General features: G+C 60.5%; 19 protein-coding genes. 8 read left to right on the forward strand and 11 right to left on the reverse strand.

The window, feature by feature from the left end; all coding sequences use genetic code 11:
• The first annotated feature begins 2 nt into the window (after positions 1–2).
• From AC2444_RS27510 to AC2444_RS27525, 4 genes are read left to right on the forward strand one after another with little or no spacing between them, the layout of a single operon-like run.
• The gene (locus tag AC2444_RS27510) at positions 3–1,751 is read left to right on the forward strand and encodes a glycerol-3-phosphate dehydrogenase/oxidase (RefSeq protein ID WP_003562671.1); all 1,749 of its coding nucleotides are present in this window, start codon (positions 3–5) and stop codon (positions 1,749–1,751) included.
• Positions 1,724–2,566 (forward strand): class I fructose-bisphosphate aldolase, encoded by an 843-nt coding sequence (locus AC2444_RS27515; protein ID WP_128449789.1) that lies wholly within the window; start codon positions 1,724–1,726, stop codon positions 2,564–2,566. Before AC2444_RS27510 ends, AC2444_RS27515 begins: the two co-directional genes overlap by 28 nt.
• A 31-nt stretch (positions 2,567–2,597) precedes the next feature.
• On the forward strand, positions 2,598–4,127 hold the full coding sequence (locus tag AC2444_RS27520) for an FGGY-family carbohydrate kinase (protein WP_003562666.1): 1,530 nt from the start codon (positions 2,598–2,600) through the stop codon (positions 4,125–4,127).
• A complete protein-coding gene (locus AC2444_RS27525; RefSeq protein ID WP_003562665.1) occupies positions 4,124–5,749 on the forward strand; it encodes a GMC family oxidoreductase in 1,626 nt (541 codons plus the stop codon). The genes AC2444_RS27520 and AC2444_RS27525 overlap by 4 nt, the downstream gene beginning before the upstream one ends.
• Before the next feature lie 358 nt (positions 5,750–6,107).
• On the opposite strand, the gene AC2444_RS27530 is transcribed toward AC2444_RS27525, so the two are convergent.
• Entirely contained in the window at positions 6,108–6,311 is a 204-nt protein-coding gene (locus tag AC2444_RS27530) for a cold-shock protein (RefSeq protein WP_003550088.1), read from the reverse strand.
• Between the two features lie 112 nt (positions 6,312–6,423).
• Positions 6,424–6,936: a hypothetical protein gene (locus tag AC2444_RS27535; protein ID WP_050563556.1), complete on the reverse strand. Its 513-nt coding sequence runs from the start codon at positions 6,934–6,936 to the stop codon at positions 6,424–6,426.
• 372 nt (positions 6,937–7,308) lie between these two features.
• Here AC2444_RS27535 and AC2444_RS27540 point away from each other — a divergent pair, with 372 nt between their 5' ends.
• The 4 genes from AC2444_RS27540 (at position 7,309) to AC2444_RS27555 (ending at position 12,726) form a co-directional block, all read left to right on the forward strand.
• Positions 7,309–8,421 carry a hypothetical protein gene (locus AC2444_RS27540; RefSeq protein ID WP_206615936.1) on the forward strand — a complete coding sequence of 371 codons (1,113 nt, stop codon included), beginning with the start codon at positions 7,309–7,311 and terminating at the stop codon, positions 8,419–8,421.
• A 432-nt stretch (positions 8,422–8,853) separates the two neighbouring features.
• On the forward strand, positions 8,854–10,863 hold the full coding sequence (locus AC2444_RS27545; protein WP_003562658.1) for a methyl-accepting chemotaxis protein: 2,010 nt from the start codon (positions 8,854–8,856) through the stop codon (positions 10,861–10,863).
• A 49-nt stretch (positions 10,864–10,912) separates the two neighbouring features.
• Positions 10,913–11,437: a GFA family protein gene (locus AC2444_RS27550; protein ID WP_003562657.1), complete on the forward strand. Its 525-nt coding sequence runs from the start codon at positions 10,913–10,915 to the stop codon at positions 11,435–11,437.
• A gap of 443 nt (positions 11,438–11,880) precedes the next feature.
• The gene (locus AC2444_RS27555) at positions 11,881–12,726 is read left to right on the forward strand and encodes an alpha/beta fold hydrolase (RefSeq protein WP_128449786.1); all 846 of its coding nucleotides are present in this window, start codon (positions 11,881–11,883) and stop codon (positions 12,724–12,726) included.
• A 42-nt stretch (positions 12,727–12,768) separates the two neighbouring features.
• Here AC2444_RS27555 and AC2444_RS27560 read toward each other — a convergent pair whose 3' ends face one another.
• The 9 genes from AC2444_RS27560 to AC2444_RS27600 all read right to left on the reverse strand — a co-directional run bounded on the left by AC2444_RS27560 (position 12,769) and on the right by AC2444_RS27600 (position 21,603).
• Positions 12,769–13,512, reverse strand: a complete 744-nt coding sequence (locus AC2444_RS27560) for an ABC transporter ATP-binding protein (RefSeq protein WP_003562653.1) — start codon at positions 13,510–13,512, stop codon at positions 12,769–12,771.
• The gene (locus AC2444_RS27565) at positions 13,509–14,363 is read right to left on the reverse strand and encodes an ABC transporter ATP-binding protein (protein WP_113547483.1); all 855 of its coding nucleotides are present in this window, start codon (positions 14,361–14,363) and stop codon (positions 13,509–13,511) included. The genes AC2444_RS27560 and AC2444_RS27565 overlap by 4 nt, the downstream gene beginning before the upstream one ends.
• Positions 14,360–15,295, reverse strand: a complete 936-nt coding sequence (locus AC2444_RS27570; RefSeq protein ID WP_003562648.1) for an ABC transporter permease — start codon at positions 15,293–15,295, stop codon at positions 14,360–14,362. Before AC2444_RS27570 ends, AC2444_RS27565 begins: the two co-directional genes overlap by 4 nt.
• 4 nt (positions 15,296–15,299) lie before the next feature.
• Positions 15,300–16,397 carry an ABC transporter permease gene (locus AC2444_RS27575; RefSeq protein ID WP_012755516.1) on the reverse strand — a complete coding sequence of 366 codons (1,098 nt, stop codon included), beginning with the start codon at positions 16,395–16,397 and terminating at the stop codon, positions 15,300–15,302.
• A gap of 6 nt (positions 16,398–16,403) precedes the next feature.
• Entirely contained in the window at positions 16,404–17,990 is a 1,587-nt protein-coding gene (locus AC2444_RS27580; protein ID WP_128449785.1) for an ABC transporter substrate-binding protein, read from the reverse strand.
• 146 nt (positions 17,991–18,136) lie between these two features.
• Positions 18,137–19,090 carry a dihydrodipicolinate synthase family protein gene (locus AC2444_RS27585; RefSeq protein ID WP_012755517.1) on the reverse strand — a complete coding sequence of 318 codons (954 nt, stop codon included), beginning with the start codon at positions 19,088–19,090 and terminating at the stop codon, positions 18,137–18,139.
• Positions 19,091–19,150: 60 nt separating this feature from the next.
• Complete coding sequence (locus tag AC2444_RS27590) at positions 19,151–20,041, reverse strand: SMP-30/gluconolactonase/LRE family protein (RefSeq protein ID WP_128449784.1); 891 nt, start codon at positions 20,039–20,041, stop codon at positions 19,151–19,153.
• On the reverse strand, positions 20,038–20,868 hold the full coding sequence (locus tag AC2444_RS27595) for an NAD-dependent epimerase/dehydratase family protein (protein ID WP_003562638.1): 831 nt from the start codon (positions 20,866–20,868) through the stop codon (positions 20,038–20,040). Before AC2444_RS27595 ends, AC2444_RS27590 begins: the two co-directional genes overlap by 4 nt.
• Before the next feature lie 21 nt (positions 20,869–20,889).
• Positions 20,890–21,603 carry a FadR/GntR family transcriptional regulator gene (locus AC2444_RS27600; RefSeq protein WP_041935769.1) on the reverse strand — a complete coding sequence of 238 codons (714 nt, stop codon included), beginning with the start codon at positions 21,601–21,603 and terminating at the stop codon, positions 20,890–20,892.
• Between the last annotated feature and the right edge of the window lie 251 nt (positions 21,604–21,854).

Raw genomic sequence — 21,854 nt, forward strand, 5'->3', positions numbered from 1 at the left:
TCATGAAACGGCAAGAGATATTGGACGGGCTCCGCCGGAGCCCGAAGGTGGACGTGTGTGTCATCGGCGGCGGCATCAACGGCATCAGCGTCTTTCGGGAGCTGTCGCTCCAGGGGCTGAACGTGCTGCTCGTCGAGAAACACGACTATTGCTCCGGGGCCAGTTCGGCGCTGTCGCGCATGGTGCATGGCGGGCTTCGCTATCTTGAAAACGGCGAATTCAAGCTGGTGCAGGAATCGCTGGTCGAGCGGGACCGGCTGCTGCGCAATGCGCCACACTACGTCGCGCCGCTGCCGACGACGGTGCCGGTGTTCGATATCTTTTCCGGCCTCGGCAATGGCATCGTCCGCTTCCTGGGTCTCAGCCGCCGCCCGAGCCGGCGTGGCGCTATCGCCATCAAGGCAGGCCTGAGCATCTATGATTTCCTGACCCGCAAGCGGGCATTGATGCCGCACCACCAGTTTCGCGGCCGCCGCACGACGCTTGCCAAGTGGCCGGCGCTCAATCCCGACATCAAGAGTTCCGCCACCTATTTCGACGCCTGGGTCAGCCATCCGGAGCGGCTGGGCATCGAGCTTCTACAGGACGGTCTGTCAGCAAAGTTCGGGGCAATGGCGCTGAACTATGCGGAACTGCGGCTGACAGAGGATGGTCAGTACCGTGTCGAAGACCAGATCGGCGGTGCGTCCGTTGCCGTTGAACCGGCGCTGATCATCAACGCCACCGGCGGCTGGATCGACATCGCCAATCAGACCCTGTTTTCGCCGGAAGCGCGGCCGGCTCCACTGATGGGCGGCACCAAGGGCTCGCATCTGATCGTCGACAATGCAGAGCTGCGCGACGCGCTCGCCGATCACATGATCTACTATGAGAACGAGGACGGGCGCATCTGTATCCTGTTTCCCTATCTCGGCAAGGTTCTCGTTGGTTCCACCGATATCCGTGTCGATGATCCGGAAACGGTGCGCTGCGAGGCAGACGAGCGGAATTATATCCTGCAATCGCTCGCCTTCGTGCTGCCTGATATCGTCATCCGGCCGGAACAGATCGTTTTCCAGTTTTCCGGCGTGCGGCCGCTGCCGGCCAGCACCGACAGTTTTACAGGGCGCATTCCCCGCGATCATTTCTGCACCGTGCTGGAGCCTTCCGAGGGTGGTCCACCGGTTCTGTGCATGATCGGCGGCAAGTGGACGACATTCCGGTCCTTCGGGGAACTGGCGGCCGACATGTCTTTGGAACGGCTAGGCAGGCGCCGCCGCGTTCAGACAACCGATCGGCCGATCGGCGGCGGGCGGTCATTCCCCGCCAACGCGCCCGCTTGGCTAACGCAGGTGGCAGCCAGCAAGGGCCTCTCCGGCCCACGCATGGGCGAGCTGTTTGCCCGATACGGTACGGATGCGGAGACGATTGCCGGTTTCATCGCGGCAGGCCCCGATGCCGCGCTGCCGCACGCCGGCTACTCGATGCGCGAATTGCAGTTCCTGATCCGCTGTGAAGCGGTGGAACATCTCGACGACCTGCTTTTGCGGCGCACGACGCTGGCTGTTTCTGGCGAGCTTTCGCTCGACATGATGGATGCTGTGCTCGACCTGCTGACGCAGGAAAAGCACTGGACGCTCGCGCATCGCACCCGTGAGCGCGACCGTTTTCTCACCCTTCTCACCGAACGCCACGGCGTCGACGAAGACATGCTTTCCGCAAGGAACGAACCAAGGAGCATAGAATGCGACACAACAGCAAAGTCCGGATGAACCGGCTGTTCGGCGGCGGCCGTTGCCTCGACGTGGCGATCGATCACGGCGTGTGCAACGAACCGTCCTTCCTCAACGGGCTGGAGGATATTCAGGCCGTCGTCAAGGCGCTGGTTTCTGCCGGGCCGGATGCCATCCAGATGAATTACGGCCAGGCGGACCTGCTGCAGGACGTGTCCGGCAAGGACAAGCCGGCTCTGGTCATGCGCATCGACATGGGCAATCCCTATAACCGGATCCGCCATCGCGACATGTGGGCGGTGCTGCAGAACGAGGCCGAGCCGCTGATCGGCGCGATCGAAATGGATGCGGCCTGCGTCGTCGTCAACCTGTTCATGCTGCCGGACGAGCCGGACCTGTTCCGCCAATGCGTGCAGAACATTTCCCGGGTGCGGGCCGATTGCGACAAGTATGGCATGCCGCTGATGATCGAGCCGCTGGTGATGCAGCCGGTCACCGAAAAGGGTGGCTACATGGTAGACGGCGATGCAGACAAGATCGTTACGTTGACGCGGCTTGCCCGCGAGATGGGGGCGGACATCGTCAAGGCGGATCCGACCACCAGTGCCGAGGATTTCCATAGAGTGGTGGAAGCAGCCCGTTGCCCGGTTCTGGTGCGCGGTGGCGGCAAGGAAGATCTTCGTGCCGTCTTCGACAAATCCGCCGCCTTGATGCGACAGGGCGCAATGGGCATGGTTTATGGGCGCAACATCTATCAGCACGCCAATCCGAGTGCGGTGGTGCGTGGGCTGATGGCGATCGTGCACGAGGATGCGAGCGGCGAACAGGCCATTGCGGTCTATCAGCAGGGTTGAGCAGCGATCTCGAACCTTGGGAGGGTTCTGCATGGGAAACTATCTTTTGGGGCTCGACGCCGGAAACACCGTCATCAAGGCGGTGATTTTCGACCGGGCGGGCAAGGAGATCGCAGCTGCGTCCGAAGAAGGACACAGCCGCATGCCGAGCCCGGGGCATGTCGAGCGGGGTCTGGACGAACTCTGGACGAATGCACGGCAGGTTATCCGCGCTTGCATCGAAAAGGCAGAGATCCAGCCGGAGGAAATTGCCGCGATCGGTTGCGCCGGGCATGGCAACGGTCTCTATGCGCTTGATCGCGACGGCGCTCCGCTCATCGGCATCCAGTCGCTCGACACACGGGCGGCCGGGCTGGTCGATGAATGGCGAGAAGCCGGCGTTGGAGACCGGACCTATCCGATTGCCCGCCAGCGCCCGTGGCCATCCCAGACGCCGACATTGCTTGCCTGGCTGAAGCGTCACCGGTCGGACCTGTTCAACCGCATCGGTACGGTGTTCTTCTCCAAGGATTTCGTCGTCAACCGCCTGACTGGCCGCCGCGTCAGCGAGGTGTCCGACATGTCGGGGGCCGGTCTGCTCGATCTTGCCGCGCGCCGCTACGACAAGGCACTGATGGAGGCCTATGGGCTGGGCGATTGCATGGACCTGTTGCCGCCGCTCATCGAAAGCGCCGACATTGCCGGCACGGTAACGGAAGAGGTGGCGGCGCAAACCGGGCTCGCCGCCGGGACGCCTGTGGTCGGCGGGCTGTTCGACGTTGTCGCCTCGGCGCTCGGCTCGGGCGTTTCGCGCACCGGCAGCGCCTCGATCATCGCCGGCACCTGGAGCATCAACCAGGTCGTTATCGATAGTCCCGACCTCGACGGGCCGGTCTTCATGTCCTCGACCTTCGATCGCAGCCGCTACATGGCGATGGAAAACAGCGCCACCTCGGCGGCCAATCTCGAATGGCTGGTGCGGGAGTTCTTCGAAGGCGAGCATGCGGAAGGCGTGTCGCCCTTCGATGCCTGCTGCGCGCTGGCCGGGGCGATCGAGCCCACGGCAGACGACCCGCTCTACCATCCCTATCTCTATGGCGCCCAGCAGGACGGCCACGCACGCGCCGGCTTCTATGGCATTGCCGGTTGGCACACCAAGGGGCATCTCGTTCGCGCGCTTCTCGAAGGGGTCGCCTTCGGTCATCGCCAGCACATCGAGACGATCCGAAAGGCCGGCGCGGTGTTCAACGAAGCGGTGCTCTCCGGCGGCGGCTCGCGCAGCCTGATCTGGCCGCAGATCTTTGCCGATGTGCTCGGCGTTCCGGTCAGCGTTGCCCGCTCGCGTGAAACCGGTGCGCTGGGAGCGGCGATTGCGGCCGGAACCGGCGTCGGCATTTTCGCGGACTTCGGCGCTGGTGCTGCGGCCATGGTCCGGACCGAGAGGCTTTATCGTCCGGATGTCTCGCTTGAGGCGCATTACGCGCGGCGCTACGCTCTCTATCAGGATATCGCCGAAGCGATGGCACCGCTCTGGCGGCGTCTGACGGCGGTCCCCCCGGCGGCAGCGGGGGCAGCGGCGTGAATATTCGTGTGAATGATGCAGCCATTGATGCGGGAAGCTACGACATCATCATCGTCGGCGCGGGATCGGCGGGATGCGTTCTGGCCAACCGGCTATCGGCCGATCCGAAAACCCGCGTCCTGCTGCTCGAAGCCGGCGGCAGCGACCGGTACCATTGGGTGCATGTACCGATCGGCTATCTCTACTGCATGGGCAATCCGCGCACCGATTGGATGATGAGGACGGCGGCGGAGGCCGGACTGAACGGTCGGTCACTGCCCTATCCGCGTGGAAAAGTGCTGGGCGGCTGTTCGTCGATCAACGGCATGATCTACATGCGCGGCCAGGCGGCCGATTACGACGGCTGGCGGCAGGCGGGTAATTCCGGCTGGGGCTGGGACGACGTGCTGCCCTATTTCCTGAAATCCGAGGACAACTATCGTGGCCAGTCGCCAATGCACGGGGCAGGCGGCGAATGGCGGGTGGAAAAGCAGCGGCTGTCCTGGCCGATCCTCGATGCCTTTCGCGATGCCGCCGAAGAACTCGGCATCCCGAAGACCGACGATTTTAACGATGGCGACAATGAAGGCTCGGGCTATTTCGAGGTCAACCAGCGCGGCGGCCTGCGCTGGAACACGACCAAGGCCTTCTTGCGCCCGGCGATGAAGCGGCCCAATCTGCGTGTGCTGACCGGCGCCGAAACCGAGCGGCTGGAATTCGAGGGCAGAATGGTGACCGGCGTGCGGTTCCGGCTGAACGGACGGAGTCATCTGGCTCGCGCCGGTCGCGAGGTCATTCTGTCTGCCGGTGCGATCAATTCGCCGAAAATCCTTGAGCTTTCCGGGATCGGTCGACCGGATGTGTTGTCGGCTGCTGGGCTGGACGTCGTCCACGAACTTCCAGGTGTCGGCGAAAACCTGCAGGATCATCTGCAAATCCGCACGGTCTTCCGCATCGAGGGCGCAAAGACGCTGAACCAGCTCTATCACAACCTGTTCACCCGCGCGGGCATGGGGCTTGAATATATGCTGCGCCGGTCCGGGCCTCTGTCGATGGCGCCGAGCCAGCTCGGTATCTTTGCCAAGAGCGATCCGGCTGTTGCGACCGCCGATCTCGAATATCACGTGCAGCCCTTGAGCACCGACCGGCTCGGCGAGCCGCTGCACAAATATCCCGCCGTCACCGTCTCCGTCTGCAATCTGCGGCCGGAGAGCCGGGGGAGCGTGCATGTTAGCGGCCCGAACCTTTCGGTGGCGCCGGAAATACGCCCGAATTATCTTTCGACCGTCGGCGACCGGATGGTTGCGACGAAATCGATCCGGCACGCCCGCCGGCTCATGGAGGCCGGTGCCATCGCCAAGTACCGGCCGCAGGAGATGTTGCCGGGCACGGAATACCGGACCGACGAGGACCTGATCCGTCGTGTCGGCGATATCGCCACGACGATCTTCCATCCGGTCGGCACCTGCAAGATGGGCAGCGACACGATGGCGGTTGTTGATTCGCAATTGCGGGTGCATGGCCTGGCGAAACTGCGGGTGGTCGATGCCTCGATCATGCCGACAATCGTGTCGGGCAATACCAACTCGCCGGTGATCATGATTGCCGAGAAGGCCGCGGAAAGCATTCTATCAGGGGTGTGATGGGCTCTTCGCCGTGATGAACTCCTCGCATTGTCTAAAGCGAATGCGTGGAACATCCTTTTCTCAGAGACAAAATGCTCAGTTTGCCGCGACTGCGCTGGCGTGAGGGTCGTCACTATTCGGAATTTCCAAGGTGCTGACGTTAAACGACACGCCCAGACCTCGATTGGCGGCGTTTCGGCTTAAAGCATACCGCGCAACTGTGCAGCGGTTTTCCGACAACGACATGCGCACAAAAACCTAAAGCGCGAAGAGCGAATATGAAAAATCGCGCCGCGCTGTAGAGTACGAAGGCATTCGCGCCTGCGGCTCGTAATGATGAGCCCAACCCGCTCAATGCAGGTTGGGCCATTTTTGATCAGAGAGTCGAGACGTTCTCAGCCTTCGATTTTCCGGTCTTGCGATCTTGTCCAACTTCGAAGCTGACCTTGTCGCCTTCGCGGAGCGACCCGCCGCTCTGCAGCGCAGACACGTGAACAAAAACGTCCTGCCCGCCACCCTCAGGGGTGATGAAGCCGAAGCCCTTGTCGTCATTGAAGAATTTAACGGTACCTGTCGGCATGAGATAACTATTTCCTTGTGTCGTTCAGCGATTTGCGAAGGCGAAACTATAGCTTCGGGGCTTCTCTATCAACCCTTTAGCACGCCGACGGCTCTTTGAATGTAAAAAGATATCAGCTCCGACGAAGGTCAATGCGGCTCGTAACAACCGATCGACCCGTAGCGGGGTCGGTATCGACGGTTGTTAGGCGCATGCCCGATGCCCCGGTTTTTTCGATCGTCATCTGCGCACGGCGGTCGCCATTGACCTCTTTTGCCCATTTGATCGCGAGGCTTATGGCATTACCAGCGCGCTTTCCGCCTAGACCCGCGGTGCCGGTGCCCGCGCCCACGTAGGAGCCGGTGTAGCTGTCACCGCTGGCCTTGAGGTTAGCGCTGATGACACGGGAAAAAACGACGAGACTGGTGCAGCGTCCATTGAGTGCGAGGGAACTTGCATTCGCGTCCGACTTGAAGCGGCAAGTGACTTTAATGGTGGGTGCGTTTGTTCGCACTTTCACCGTACCGTTACCGCTCCAATTTCCCGCCAGTGTTTTGAGGAAGGCGGATTCGTCGGCGTGGGCGGCGCCGGCCGTGAGCATTGACGCCGTCGCAGCGGCGATTGCGCAGGCAAGGATCTTAAACATCTGGCTAACTTTCCGGCCGCATAACATCCGCATCATGACGCTCGGCTCTTCGAGGAGGAGGGTGTCATATAACCGCTCGACGATGATTTGGTTCCGTATGGGCGGCATTCGATCGCGTTCCCAACACGGCGCGCACGTTTTCAACAAGATCAACGGGCCAATGATGCCCACGCACGCTGAAAGGGATTGCCGATCTACCGCCTGAAGCTTTAGATCGGTCTTGCACAATGAGATTGTGCGAGCCGGCTGGGATGGCTTCAGTTCCGCTACAGCGCCGCGCGTCTTGAGATGCGCAAAGGAGGTTGTTGCGTTTTGAACTGCTGCATAGGGGGCCGCCGACAGAAACTTTGCCAGCCCACGGGGCTGTCACATATGAGGGGGCCGACGCCTTTGATTTCGCTTGTTCTTCCGAGTCGCCCGCTCTCGTTGGCGCGCAACGTCATCTCCACGCCGAATGCTTACTTCTGGGCAACGCCCATTATCCTGGCACTGGCTGTCTTTCTATTCGTCTCGGAAGCACCGGGCGTGATCCGCGATTTCCAGATCAGCCAGAACCCTTTGACGCTCGAAAATGGCGACGTGCAAAACGGGCGATGCACGACACGCAAGGCAGTCTTTACCGATTGCGAGGCACGCCTGGTCTACAGCTACGGTGGACGAGACTACGATACCGAAGTCGAGGTCATGTTCGTTGATTTCCATACCGGCGACTACGAAACGGGTCTGGTGATATCAGCCGATCACCCGGAACTTGCGACGATGAGCCTGGGTCTGGACATGCTCTGGAACCGGATCATCACGCTTACTGTGTTCGCCGTCCTGCTTGGCGGCATGGGCCTGGGGATGATTTTTCTCGCCATCCGTATTTGGCGGGTCAAGGGCCAGTTGCTTCGGCCTGCCATGCTGACCCCTGTCCCGGTCGAGATCACCGCATTCGACCGCAAACGCGGCGTCCTTTCCATTACCTACAACGACAAGATTGCCGACGACAAAACAGGGCGATCGGCTTACACGCGCATGAAGAATGGAGAGGAGCCTCTGATCGTCGGTGAAGCCAATGGCAAGGCGATCGGAATGGCCGTGAGGCACGGCAATACTGCCCTGCCAGTGCTTCTCGACGATCGTCTGCAGCGTGTGGAGCTTACGGATAATGAGCGCACCGCAGCTCTTGCACCCTTTGCATATCAGCAAGAACGCGACCGGAGCGTTCCGGTGTTGATCGAAGCCACCAAAAGGACGGCATCGATCTGGAAGCGGCTGCAGGTTTTCTTCGGTGTGTTGCTTCTGATCGTCGTCGGTGTGGTCGGCTTCTGGCTCTGGTACGTCACGACTTCCCCGACAGCATTCCAATCACCTGGCATGGACATCAACAATCTCATGCCAGCGCCGTTGAACGAGTGGGGATGCGGGCAACTGAAGAAGCGGTTTGGTCAGGATCGCGCGCCGTTTGGTTGCGTCGCCGACGATTATACGAGCTGGAAATAGAAAGATGGCGCCCGCTGTTTGACCGGGCGCCCTCATCATCGGTGGGAGCAATCGGCTGCGGGCGTGGAAGCGGCCGGCCAAAGCGGCAAAATTCTGGACGGTTGTAGGTGCCCCTAGACGTTCGGGTGCGCGCACCAAGCCGTAACGCACTTCTCTTCCCACTCTCGCGGCTCAATCGGTAGCAACTGGCGATATACCGATTTTTGCATGCCTCGATGATCCGCGAAAAACCCACCACAGACCGTCGCCCACAGCCTCAACAGAAACTTAAGCTCATTACTATAATTCTAAACAACCACCCACAGCGTCGTTGCGTGTGGGAGGTGGTGTTGGGAACCCGAATGCAAAGTGCAGCTGGAGCACGTTTGTCCAGCTTGTTGACCAATCGCAGCAGCCGGGAGCCGGTCGTCCCGTGCGCCAAGGAGCATCGAAATGCCGCCCAAACTTTTTACCCGTATAAGTGCCAAGTTAACCGCCATGTCCGCAGCCGCCATTCTCATGGTTGCGATCTTGCTGGTGGCGGTCTGGGTCGGGGGCACCTCGGTCGGCAAGAGCTCCGATTTCGGACGGATGCAATTGGTCATTTCCCGTGACCTGGTTGATGCGAAAGCGTCGCTACGCGGCATGATGATGGGAATGATGGAATTGCGCCTCGCGGAAAGCTCGGCCGAAGCGACGAAGGCGCGCGAGTATGTCGCCAAGCGCCATGAGTCGGTCATCAAATATCTGACAAGCGCGAGCGCCAGTATAACGCTCCAGACCAATAAGGATCGAGTGTCAAAGATCTCCGAATTGACAAGTCAGTGGATGACCGAGTTCGGGGGGCTTTCATCCGCTATCGACGCGAAGTTGGACAACTCAGCCGACGGCTCCAAGGCTGCCAGCGCGGAAAGGTCCGCTCAAGTCAAGCTGCTGACCATTGCCGATGAAATCGGATCGTTGCTCGACGAGTGTGTAACAGCGGCCAAAGGGAAAGCGGACGAAGCAGGTCAGCAGATGGCGACAGCATCTAGCTTGGCGATGCAGGTTAGTCTCGGAGCGGGATGTCTAGTGGTGATGACCCTCATCGGGTCTGCTATTTTTGGCTCCAGGGCGATCGCTGGCCCAATCGGGACGTTGACCACCAGTATGAAACAACTGGCCGACGGCGACCTTGAGACAATCGTACCGTTCGCCAGCCGACCTGACGAGATCGGCGCTATGGCGGGTGCGGTGGAAGTGTTCAAGCAGAACGGCATTAGGATGCGCCACCTCAACGCCCAGGAAACTGCACTGCACGCTAAGAGCGCGGACCTCTCATCGAATATTTCGAAGGTGGTTGCGGCGGCGGTGGCGGGAGATTTCACCAAAAGAATTGAGACGACTTATGATAGTCCGGACCTCAATCGTTTCGCGGGAAGCGTCAATGAGCTGGTCACGTCTGTTCATCGGGGCGTCAGTGAGACCCAACGTGTGATCGCGGCGCTGGCGGAGGGAAATCTCACCGAGGAGATGGAAGGCGAATTTCAGGGGGCCTTCGGGGAGCTGAAGCGCAATGTGAATGCGACGATGGAGGGTCTTCGAACGGTTATAGCGGAAGTCGGTACCGCGATCGACACAATCAATTCCGGGACCGGTGAACTTAGCGATGCGGCCGGCGATTTGTCCAAACGAACGGAACAGCAGGCCGCTTCATTGGAGGAAACCGCTGCAGCGCTCGAGGAGATCACATCGGCGGTTAAGAATTCTACGGATCGAGCATCGGAAGCCAGTCACATGGTTGGCGAAGCGCGTCGAAGCACAGATCAATCGAGTGCGGTGGTCAGTGATGCTGTTGCCGCCATGGGTCGTATTGAACAGGCCTCCGGCGAGATCGGTCAGATCATCAGTGTCATAGACGAGATCGCTTTTCAAACGAACCTGCTGGCGTTGAATGCAGGCGTCGAGGCGGCGCGCGCGGGCGAAGCTGGCAAGGGCTTCGCAGTTGTCGCGCAAGAGGTCCGCGAGCTTGCTCAGCGTTCTGCTCGCGCCGCAAAGGACATCAAGGAACTGATCACCCGTTCAAGCGGAGAGGTACGCACCGGCGTAGGCTTGGTGACCGCTACAGGGGACGCCTTGAGCCTGATCCAAACACAGGTCACCAAAATCAACGATCACGTCCACTCAATTGCGACCGCGGCAAAGGAGCAGGCAACCGGTCTCGCCGAAGTCAACACTGCCGTCAATCAGATGGACCAGGTCACGCAACAGAATGCCGCGATGGTTGAAGAGGCCACCGCAAGTACCAGCAGACTTGCGGAAGAAGTCGTCACGCTCTCCGGACTGATCTCCCGCTTTAACGTAGGAGCGCGTAACATCCGCAATCCTGCTGCAGCCAGCGTCACCCATCATCACGCTCTTTCACCGTCGCGGCATCAGACGCTGGCAACTGCGGTCCGTGCAAGACACGCCCGAGCAAGTTGAGATTACGTGGGTACTGACACGGCGTCAGAAATGCTGATGTGGCGTCGGAATGTTCCGACGCCACTATGTTTCGAACCTCTTCCGTCCGTGCAGACATCGTTTATCCGCGCGGGTGGCCGAAATAGCCGCCATTAGCTCTGTCGCTGCGAACGGCGCCAAGGCTTCAAACAGAGTGGGGTCCTACGTGGAAAGAAGAGCTTCATGCTCGTGTGGTGCACTTTCCATCATCGCACGTGGAAACCCCCTAAAAATTTCCGTCTGCCATTGCGCCGCTTGTCAACGCCGGACAGGATCAAGCTTTGGGGTAGGGGTCTTTTTTGCATCGGAAACAACCGAGGAAACTGGGTTGTCTTCGACCTTCAGGAGATCGGGTGATAGCGGGAAGCTGATCGAATTCCATTTTTGTCCCACATGCGGTTCGACCGTTCTTTGGAAACCGGAGTTCAGGCCGGGTTTAACAGCAGTCGCACTTGGCTGTTTCGACGAGAAGCGAGACTTGGAGCCATCGCAGGCGGTTTACGATGAGAACCGCCACGCATGGGTATCAATAGACATCCCTCAGCAAAAGATCTGACGCCTGCTGATTTCGCTCCCTCGGCGTGCATGTCATTTGATCGATCGACATCAAGGCACGTTGCAAGACGTGTGCATCACTCTGGTCTGCGAGCATAAAACGTGTGCCATCCATCGCCGTCGCGGCTGACCCTGAAACCTGAAGTTCGAGATTAGCAGAGATGAAGACATAGTCATCCCGACCTAGCAGAGTAGCGATGTGGAGATCCCACGTGCCGGCGATATTCCGTCCCCGGAACCCTGACCTGAATCCGCTTGGACCACCTTATGCCGCGAAAATGGTTTTTGGGGACCGTCATACTCAATATGCCCGATGCGGCACCACTCACCTTAGCCACAGGATAGGGAACATGCAGACGTCGAGTGGCGTTCGCGTGGAAGCCTGCAGATACGAAGGCCTGCGATTTTCGCTGCCTCATCCAAGCCAATAAAGGATGCCGCCAAGTGACTGAACGTATGATCAAGTTTGACGACGTCGAGATTGCCACTCAGGCTTTCGGCAATCCGGCGCATGAGCCGATCCTGCTCATCATGGGCGCCATGGCTTCCATGTTGTGGTGGCCGGACGGATTCTGCCAAAAGCTTGCTGATCACGAGTTCTATGTCATCCGCTACGATAATCGAGACACCGGCCGCTCAACGATCTACCCGCCGGGGGAGCCGCCCTATGCGATGGACGACATGGCCGAGGACGCCACAAGGGTACTTGATGGCTACGGCATAGATCGCGCCAATCTGATTGGAATGTCGTTGGGCGGCACGATCGCCCAGATCGCGGCACTGTCAAATCCGAAGCGCGTCAAGACACTAACACTGATCTCCACCACGCCGGTGGGCGTTGATACCAGTGCTCTACCCCACACTACCGACGCCTACATGGAGCACGCAGCGACGGGTGAGAACGTCGATTGGACAGACAATGCCCAGGTGATCGAATTCCTCGTCAAGGATACCCAGATGATCGCCGGTTCGGCGCACCCTTACGATGAACGGCAGGCGCGCGCCTTTGTTGAACGTGACGTCAAACGGGCCCAAAACTTCGTCAGCGCTACCAATCATTTCATGGTGAAGGGCGGCCAGACCTTAAGGAGCAAACTGGCTGAACTTGCCGCGCCGCTCCTTGTCATACACGGAACGGCTGATCCAATTTATCCCGTTGAGCACGGCGAATTGCTGGCACGAACCGTCAAGGGAGCAAAGCTCATTCGGCTCGAAGGCGGTGGCCACGAAATTCATCTCCAGGATTGGCAGGAGATCACTTCTGCTATCGAAGCCCATTGCGGTCGGTAGCTTGTGGCATCAAGAAGCAGGCAGGGGCCTACCGACCAACAGCTACGCCCTTCCGTACATCCGGCTCGCGCGCAGCAGGCGTTGCGAATAGGGGTGTTCGACCGCACCTCTTCGGAGGGCGCCGACATCGACCTGTTCGACGATTTCGCCCGCTTCCATGATGGCGACGCGGCTGCACATATGCGAGACGACGGCGAGGTCGTGGCTGACGAGCAGATAGGTCAGACCGCGATTGACGCGCAAATCCTGGAGGAGATTGAGGATCTCGGCCTGAACTGACACGTCGAGCGCCGATGTCGGTTCGTCGAGAAGCAGAACGTCCGGATTCAGCATCAGCGCGCGGGCGATGGCCACGCGCTGGCGCTGGCCGCCGGAGAGCTGGTGCGGAAATCGGTAGCTCAGCGCCGGATCGAGGCCGACCGATCTCAGGACGGCGTTGACGTCGACGGAATTCGTATCGAGGCCCTGGTTGCGCAGCGGTTCTTTCAGCTGCGAGCGGATGGTCTTGCGGGGATGGAGGGATCCGTAGGGGTCCTGGAACACCATCTGCACCCGGCGGAAGAATGGCCGACTGCGCCGTTGACTTAACGGCTCGCCGTGGAGCTCGATCCGGCCGTCATAGTTGGCGTTGAGGCCGGAAAGCGCCCTCAAGACAGTGGACTTCCCGCAGCCGGACTCGCCGACCAGACCGAAAGCAGTTCCCTTTTCGATGGCGAAGCTTACGTCTCGAACGACAGGCCGCTGCCCGGGTCCGAAACGGACCGTAAGATTGTCGATTTTAATCACCGCGGCGGCTCCAATGCGAATTCTTCAAGCCAGGCCGGATCTCGTTTAAGGATCGGCAGCCGGGCAGGGGGATCTTCGATCGTCGGCAGGGATGCCAGCAATCCTTGCGTATAAGGATGTCGGGCCTTGTCGAGATCGCGCGCTTCGAGCACTTCCACGACCCGCCCCGCATACATGATGAGGACGCGATCGCAGAAATTCCGGATGAGATTGAGGTCGTGGCTGATGAAGATCAGACCGAGATTGCGGCGCAAGACGAGCTCGTCGAGCAGTGCCAGGATCTCGAGCCTCACCGTCACGTCGAGCGCTGACGTCGGCTCGTCTGCGATCAGCACTTCGGGTTCGGCAATCAGCATCATGGCGATCATCGCCCGCTGACCCATGCCACCCGAGATTTCGTGCGGGTAAAGGCGGGCCACGCGCTCGGGATCACGGATCTGGACGGCTTCGAGCATATCGAGCGCTTGGCTGTAGGTCTTGCTCTTGCTCACCCTCGGATGATGGAAGCGGTAGGTCTCGGCGATCTGTTCGCCGATCCGCATGACGGGATTGAGCGAATATTTCGGGTCCTGCAGGATCAGGCCGATCCGCCGGCCCCTGATCGTCATCATCGTTTTTTCGTTCGCCCTGAGCAGATCGACGTCGCGAAAGCGCATCCGCTCGGCATTGACGATCGCGGTCGGTGGCAGCAGCTTCATGATGGCGCGGCCGACGGTCGACTTTCCCGATCCGGATTCACCGACGATCCCAAGCTTTTCCTGTCCAAGCGAAAAGCTCACGCCGCGCACGGCCCGCACCTGTCCGCCGCCGAAGGCGATTTCGAGGTTCTGAATATCGATCAGGTCAGTCATTCCGAACCTCTAGGATCAAGCACATCGCGAAGCGCATCGCCGACGAGGTTGAAGGCGAGGCTGACGAGCGCAATGGCAATGCCGGGTGCTGCGATGACCCAGGGGCTGTCGAGCATGAATTCACGTCCGCTGGCGGCCATCGACCCCCATTCCGGCCATGGCGGCTGCGCGCCGAGGCCGAGGAAGCCGAGACCGGCGGCAGTGATGATGATGCCGGCCATATTGAGGGTGACGCGGACGATCACCGAGGGAATGCACATCGGCAGGATGTGACGAGTGATGATCGCGAGTGATGTCGCGCCTTGCAGGCGCACGGCGGCGATGTAATCCGCCTTGCGAAGGCTGAGCGTCTCGGCGCGCGCAAGACGCGCGATCGGTGGCCAGGCCGTCAGTGAAATCGCGATGATTGCATTGGTGATGCCCGGACCGAGCGCTGCGGCAAAACCCAGCGCCAGCACGAGACCGGGGAAGGAGAGAAAAATATCGGTGACGCGCATCAGGATTTCGTCGACGAGGCCGCCGAAATAACCTGAGACGGTGCCGATCAGCAGGCCGAGCGGGGCGACGATGACCGTGACGAGCATGATGATGTAGAGCGTCGTGCGGGCGCCATAGATCACCCGGGAAAAGACGTCGCGGCCGAAATTGTCGGTGCCGAGCCAATGGCTCGCCGATGGCGCGGCAAGCCGCCCGGCCATGTCCTGAACGATCGGATCGTAGCTCGTCAGCAGGGGTGCGGCCAGCGCCACGGCGATCAGCAGCAGGATAATGGCCAGTCCCGCCAGACCAAGCGGGTGCAGGCTGAATTTCCGCCAGCCTTGATGAATCTGCTGCGCCGATGACTGGAACCAGCCTCGAGGCTCCGGTGCGAGCAGCCAGTTGCGGAGGCCGCCGGTGTTGACGCTGTCTGCGTGCTCAGAGGAGATCGTCATGGCGTCACCGTGTCCTCGGATCAAGAATGCGATAAAGGAAGTCCGACAGGATGTTGATCGTCAGGAAGACGGCGCCGATCGTCAGCACCGAACCCATGACCACGTTCATGTCGTTCATCTGCAGCCCCCGCGTCAGGTACTGGCCGAGCCCCGGCCACCCGAAGACGGTCTCGATCAGCACCGCGCCTTCGAGCAGCCCGCCGAAGGTCAGCGCCATGATCGTCAGGAGCTGTACGCGGATGTTCTTGAATGCATGGCGCCAGACCACCTTGCGGGTGCCAAGCCCCTTGGCCCGGGCGGTGATGATGTATTCCTGGCTCAGTTGCTCCAGCATGAAGCTTCGCGACATGCGGCTGATATAGGCGACGGAATAGTAGCCGAGGATGGCGGCCGGCAGGATGATGTGGCCAAGGGCGTTGTAAAACACGTCCCATTGGCCCTGAATCGCTGCGTCGATCAGGAGAAAGCCCGTCATCGGCGTGACGAGGCCTTCATAGAAGACATCGATCCGGCCCGAGGCGCCGACGAGCTTCAGCTTCGCATAAAAGACGAAGAGTGCCATCAGCCCGGTCCAGAAGATCGGGATGGAGTGGCCGGCAAGGGCGACGATCCGCGCAATGTGGTCGATAACGGTTCCCCGCCTGACCGCGGCGGTGATCCCTAAGGGAATGCCGACGATCGCCCCGATGATCATGGCGATGATCGCAAGTTCGATCGTTGCGGGAAAGATTGTCAGGAGATCGGTGAGGATCGGCTGGCCCGTCGTCGCCGACATGCCGAGATCGCCTGTGGCGATCTTGCCGACGTAGGAGAGGAACTGCATCCAGATCGGCTGCCCGAGACCCAGCTCGTTATAGACGCGATCGTAAACATCCTTGCTGACCTCCGCCCCGGTGATGGCGAGCACCGGGTCGGCGGGCAGCAGGCGGCCCATCGAGAAGGTCAGGAAGAGCAGGCCAAGCAGCGTCGTCACGACTGCCACGACGCGTCCCGCCAGGCGCCGCAGCAGGCTCAGCGCCGGGTGCGGGGCCGCCTCGGCGAACCCGCCCTCCGTGGAACCACGGCTGCTCTCAGACTTCGATGTCAGATCGGCGCTCGCCACGGCGTTCTACTCCTTGGTCACGTCATGCCAGCGCGTCGACCATGTCGTATGCCCGTGATAGCCCTTGACGTTGGCGCGCATGACATAGGGGTCGGTTCGCTGGAAGAAGATGACCAGCGGCGAAGCCATGCCGGTATAGATGCCATCCATCTTCTTGAAGATGTCGGTGCGCTTCTCCGTGTCGCGCTCCTTCATCGATTGGTCGATGAGCGTGTTGAGCTCGTCCACCTTCATGCCCGTGCGCCAGAGGTAATAGCTGCCGAGGCGTGCCTCGTCGCTATTGTCGGGGTTGAAGGCATATTGCGTGGCCACGGCAAAGGGATCGGGCAGGCGGGCGCCGGAATTGCCGAGCAGCACTTCGAATTTGCGCTCGCGGAAGGCGGGCGTGAACTCGCCGGGCACGAGATCGAGATCAAGGCCGGCAGCGCGCGCACTCGCCTGCAGCGCTTCGGCGAAGGGCAGGGTCGCGGCTCCCGACGGATTGAGCACCTTCTTCAGGCCATTGGGATATCCGGCTTCCGCCAGCAACTGCTTGGCCTTGGCGGGATCGTAATCGTAGCGGACCGCCGCCTCACCGGGAGCGCCGATCATGCCGCGCGGGATCATCGACTGCCAGGGAAAGCCCGTATAGCGCATGATGTTGCCGGAGATCGCTTTCCAGTCGAAGGCATGCTGGAAGGCCTCGCGAACCTTTGGCTTCTGCAGATCCGGGTCTTTCTGATTGAGGGCGATATAGTAGAAGCCGAGACCCGGGACATTCTCGATGACCATGTCCTTCTTGGTGGCGAGCGCATCGAGGTCGCCGCTTGAAACATATTGGCCGACATCGACGTCGCCGGCTTCGAGCTGAAGCCGGAGATTGCCGGATTCCGGGATGTGACGGGCAACGACACGGGCCATGGCCGGCTTGCCGCCCCAATATTTCGGCTGGGCATTGAAGATCGCGACATCGTTCGGCCGCCACTGCGCCAGGCTGAATGGGCCGCTGCCGGCGGAATTGGCGGAAAGCCAGGCGCCGCCAAAATCGCTGTTTGCCTCGTGCGACAGTACCGTCTTCTTGTCGACGATGCCGATCGACGAGCCCGCCAGCGAATAGAGCACCAGATCGGTATTGACCGCCTGCGGCAGCTCGATCTCGAGCGTGTGTTCGTCTTTTGCGCGAACGAGCTTTTCGACGTTTTCAGGCGTGAAGCCCCAGAGCGCGATGTCGGTGGAGCCGACCTGGCCCATCTTGATGACGCGCTGGATCGACCAGGCCGCATCCTCGGCGGTGACCTTGTTGCCGCTCTGGAAGACCGCGTCGTCGCGTAATGTCAGCGTGATGATCTTGCCATCCGCCGAGACACTCCATTGCTTCGCGAGCATCGGCTTCAGCGTTTTAAGGTCGTCCGGCGACAGCTGCACGAGATTGTCGTAAATATTCGAGATCAGTTCGGAAACCGTGCGGGCATTGTTCTGCGCCGGATCGAGCGTCCTTATGCCGGTGAGATTGGTGCCGATCACCAGCATATTGGGCGGCGACGCCGCGAAGCTGGGCTGCGCCGTCATCATGGCGCCGGTAATTGCGATCGTTGTTAGTACTTGTCTCAGCATCTCAAGACCTCCCAATCCTGTTGTTGGCGGAAATAGAGCAATTCCAGAAAATGTGTGAAGCGGTTTTCCGTTCGGAATTACGTAAAAACAAAGGGTTAGAGCGGCTCTGCGCTTCCATGAAAAGTTGAGCCGCTCTCGTGTTGAACTCAGCCGGCCGCCTTTGCGGAATCCTGCTGGTGTGGACGGATCTGGTTGTTGCCGGCGGCATCCCAGCCCCGAAGCAGCCGATGGAGTTCCTCGCGATCATGCCGATCGAGCAGCGGCAATCCCGGCACGCGCACGGGGCCGACATCGAGGCCGGAATAGGTGACGGCCTCCTTGACGACAGTCACGTTCGCGCCATTGCGGAATTTTGTCCGCATCCTCTCGAATGGTTCAAGCTGGTTGACGATAGCCCTGGCCGCGCCGAAGTCTCCTCTTTCGAGCGCATTGTGAACGGCAAGCGACAGATGCGGCGCGACATTGACGAGGCCGGATGTGAAGCCGCGCGCACCCGCAGCCGTAAATGTCGGCGCCCAACTCTCCGCCAGGCCGCAGACGAACAGTGCGCCGGCCGGATCGGCCGCAGCGATCGCTCTGGAAAGCAGCATCAGATCGGTCGTGGCAAATTTGATGCCGGCAATATTGCCGTGGTTTGCGAGACGAATGATATCGTCGACGCCGAAACCTTCTGCCCTGACATAGGCGACGAGCGGCAGGGTGGAAGCATCCGCAAGATTGCAGAAATAGTCGATCTGGGCCGAAGGTGCTGCGAAAGGATCGACGGGCTGATGAGACATGACGGCGGATGCGCCGATCGTCGCCGCATCTTTCGCCATGCCGATCGCCTCGCGCAGCGACCGGCCGATTGCCGCCGTCACCGGCGCCTTGCCGTTGACGCCTGAAACCGCCGCCTCATGAACGATCCTGATTTCCTGCGGCGTCAGAGCATAGAATTCCCCGGTATTGCCGGCAGCGACGATGTTGTGAATGCCGGCTGCCGCCACCCGCTCATAGACTTTCGCCGTGATCCGTGGTTCGACTTCACCTTTGCCGTCATAGGCGGTGACGGGAACACCCGATACGCCTGTAAGCGCCTTGCGCATGGTTGCGATGCTCATCTTTCTTCCCCGTTATCTTTCCATCAATCCGCCGTCACCCGAAGGGTGATCGGCACGCTGTCATCCCACGGGATGATCCCCGAAGCGAAACGGCGGCAGGCCCTCTGCATCCACGTCGAAGGCGATGACCTTCCCCGCCTCGAAACGTCCGGTGCGGTCTGTCGACAGGCACGTGACGAAGAGGGTGCGCAGATCCGGCCCCCCGAAACACGGCATCGTCGGTGCAGCGACCGGCAGAATGTAGATTTCGACGATGTCGCCTTCAGGCGAAATTCGGTTGAGGCGACCGGCGGAAACCCCGGCGCTCCAGTAGAACCCGTCACGATCGGTTGTCGCTCCATCCGGCCGACCCTCGTCTTCCGTGAAGCTGCGAAGCCGGCGCCCATCGCCGAGGTCGCCCGTATCAGGATCGAAATCGAATGCCTGCAGGAAGCATTGCCGGCTGTCGGAATGATACATCCGCCGGCCGTCCGGCGACCAGGCAAGGCCATTGGAGCTCGTCAGTTTCGTGGCCACGGTCCGGGTGCTGCCGTCGGCGCCCACGCGGAAAAGTGCGGCCTCATCGATCTGTGGCTTGGATTCGCTGATCGAGCCGATCCAGAAGTGCCCGTCGGGACCGACCTTTCCATCGTTGAGGCGGCAATTGATGTCGCGTCCGACCGGATCGGACACAAACTCGAAATCTCCGGAGACGGGATCGAAGAGATGGACGCCTGTCTGGAGCGCCACGACGATCCTTTGATCGCGGCAAAGCCCGAGCGCGCCGATGGCGGCCGGCATCTCAAAGCGGTCGTTCTTTCCTGCAGCCGAGAGCCGAACGAGTGCTGGCGCCAGAATATCGACGAACCACAAAGTGCCGGTCTCGTCGTCCCATACCGGCGATTCACCGACCGTCAGCGGCTGCTCGCTCACGGAGCGGACGTCCGGGCGGATGATCCGAGGCGCCGTCATTCAACCGTCTCCAGGCTCTTGGCCAGACCCTCGGCGTCGCGCATGCGGATGGTGCCGTCGTGATTGATCTCACAGAACCCGCCTCCCTGGAACGCCAGCGCGACCGGCCCTTCGGATCCCTCTTCGATGCGGGCGTGATCACGCGGCCGGTCCTGTGGTTGGTAGCCCAATCGTGCCGCCAGACCGTTGTCCCACCACATCTCTTCGGTGTCCGAAACGCCGTAGACCACTGTTGCTGCGATCAACGGGTGCGACAGGCCGATCCTGACCAATTGCGCCAGGTCTCGCGCGCTGATCCAGATCGCAACCGATCGTTCGCTATTGGGATAGGTGCCCGCATTGCCGATGCGGATGGAAAGAGAGCGAATGCCTGACGTGTCGTAATAAAGCCCCGCCACAAGTTCGCCCCAGCATTTGGAAAGTCCATAGGGGCTATCGGGGCGCATCGGGTCGAGCGGCGACACCAGCTGGCCGCGCGGATAAAAGCCCGTGGCATGATTGCTCGATGCATAGACGACCCGCTGGACCTTGTTGATCCGCGCCGCTTCGTAGAGATTGTATGTCCCAAGCACGTTCGCATGCAGAATGGCGTTCATGTCGATGCCGCTTGCGATACCTGCCAAATGGACGACGCCGTCGATATCCTTCAGCGCAGCCGTCGCCTCGTCGAGCTTTGTAAAGTCGGCCCTGACGAAAGTCTCGTTTTCGCCAAGCCCGTCAGGCTCCTGCAAATCGATCAGGCTGAGGTGCTCGAAATGCGACCGAAGAAGCGGGCGCAGCAGCGTCCCCACACGTCCGGCAGCACCCGTCACAGCGACCCGTTTCATCGTCTCTCCTCCCATTATCGCTCAAACGCCCTGGAACATGCGGGCGCGAGCATTCAGTATGTGTTTCTTCATCGCATCGTGCGCTTCGGTTTCCCGGTGCGCGAAGATCGCCTCGACGATCACCGCATGCTCATCCTGGACGCTGCGGATCTGTTCCGGCGTCCGCTTCAGGCTCAAGCTTCGCGTAACGGAATGCCCGATGGCGAAATGCGGCTTGAACCACTCGCGCATGGTGATGTGGAACTGGTTACCGGTCGCCATGGCAATTGCATCATGCAGAGCCTGGTCCTCCTCGGCACCAAGCTCCCCATCGCGCAAGCATTGCTCGATCGAAAGAAGCGCTGCCATTATCCGCTCCCTGTCGTCCGGTTGCCAGTTTCGCGCCGCAAGCTCAGCCGCCTCGGCTTCGAGACCGGCGCGAAATTCGAAGAACCGCTGGACATCGGCCAAGGAGCCGACCGGCACCATTTTCAGCATCGACGAATCCGGCCTTTGCCTGACATAGGAACCGGAACCCTTGCGCGAAACGACCAACCCATCGGCTCTCAAGCGTTCGAGCGCTTCGCGCACGACGGGTCTCGATGCGCCGAAATCAGCGGCCAGCTTCGTCTCCGGCGGCAGTCGTTCGTTCACCGGAAAGTTGCCGTCGGCGATCATCCCCACGATCTTCTCGTAGATGATGTCGCTGAAGCGCGTTGCGCCCCTGTTCGAACCGGCATCGACCGCGAATGTCACCATGGTCCTTTTCTCTCAACGCCGCGTGCGCCGTGGCTGTCGCCGGCCATGATGTTCAAGGCGGTGCACAGCATCTGACAGATTCAACGTTTTTGGTCTTGTTGGTCGCATTTCGGCGGCGCAACAGGGCGTTTCAATGCTGCATGGCTACAAAATTTGTAATTATCTGTCAACTCTTGTAATCATTTGAGAACGTGTCTATGGTTTCGCTCGTCGCGCCGAGGAGGGCGTCAGCGTCGGGTCGGGAGCCC

This window comes from Rhizobium sp. WSM1328 (genome assembly GCF_057653715.1).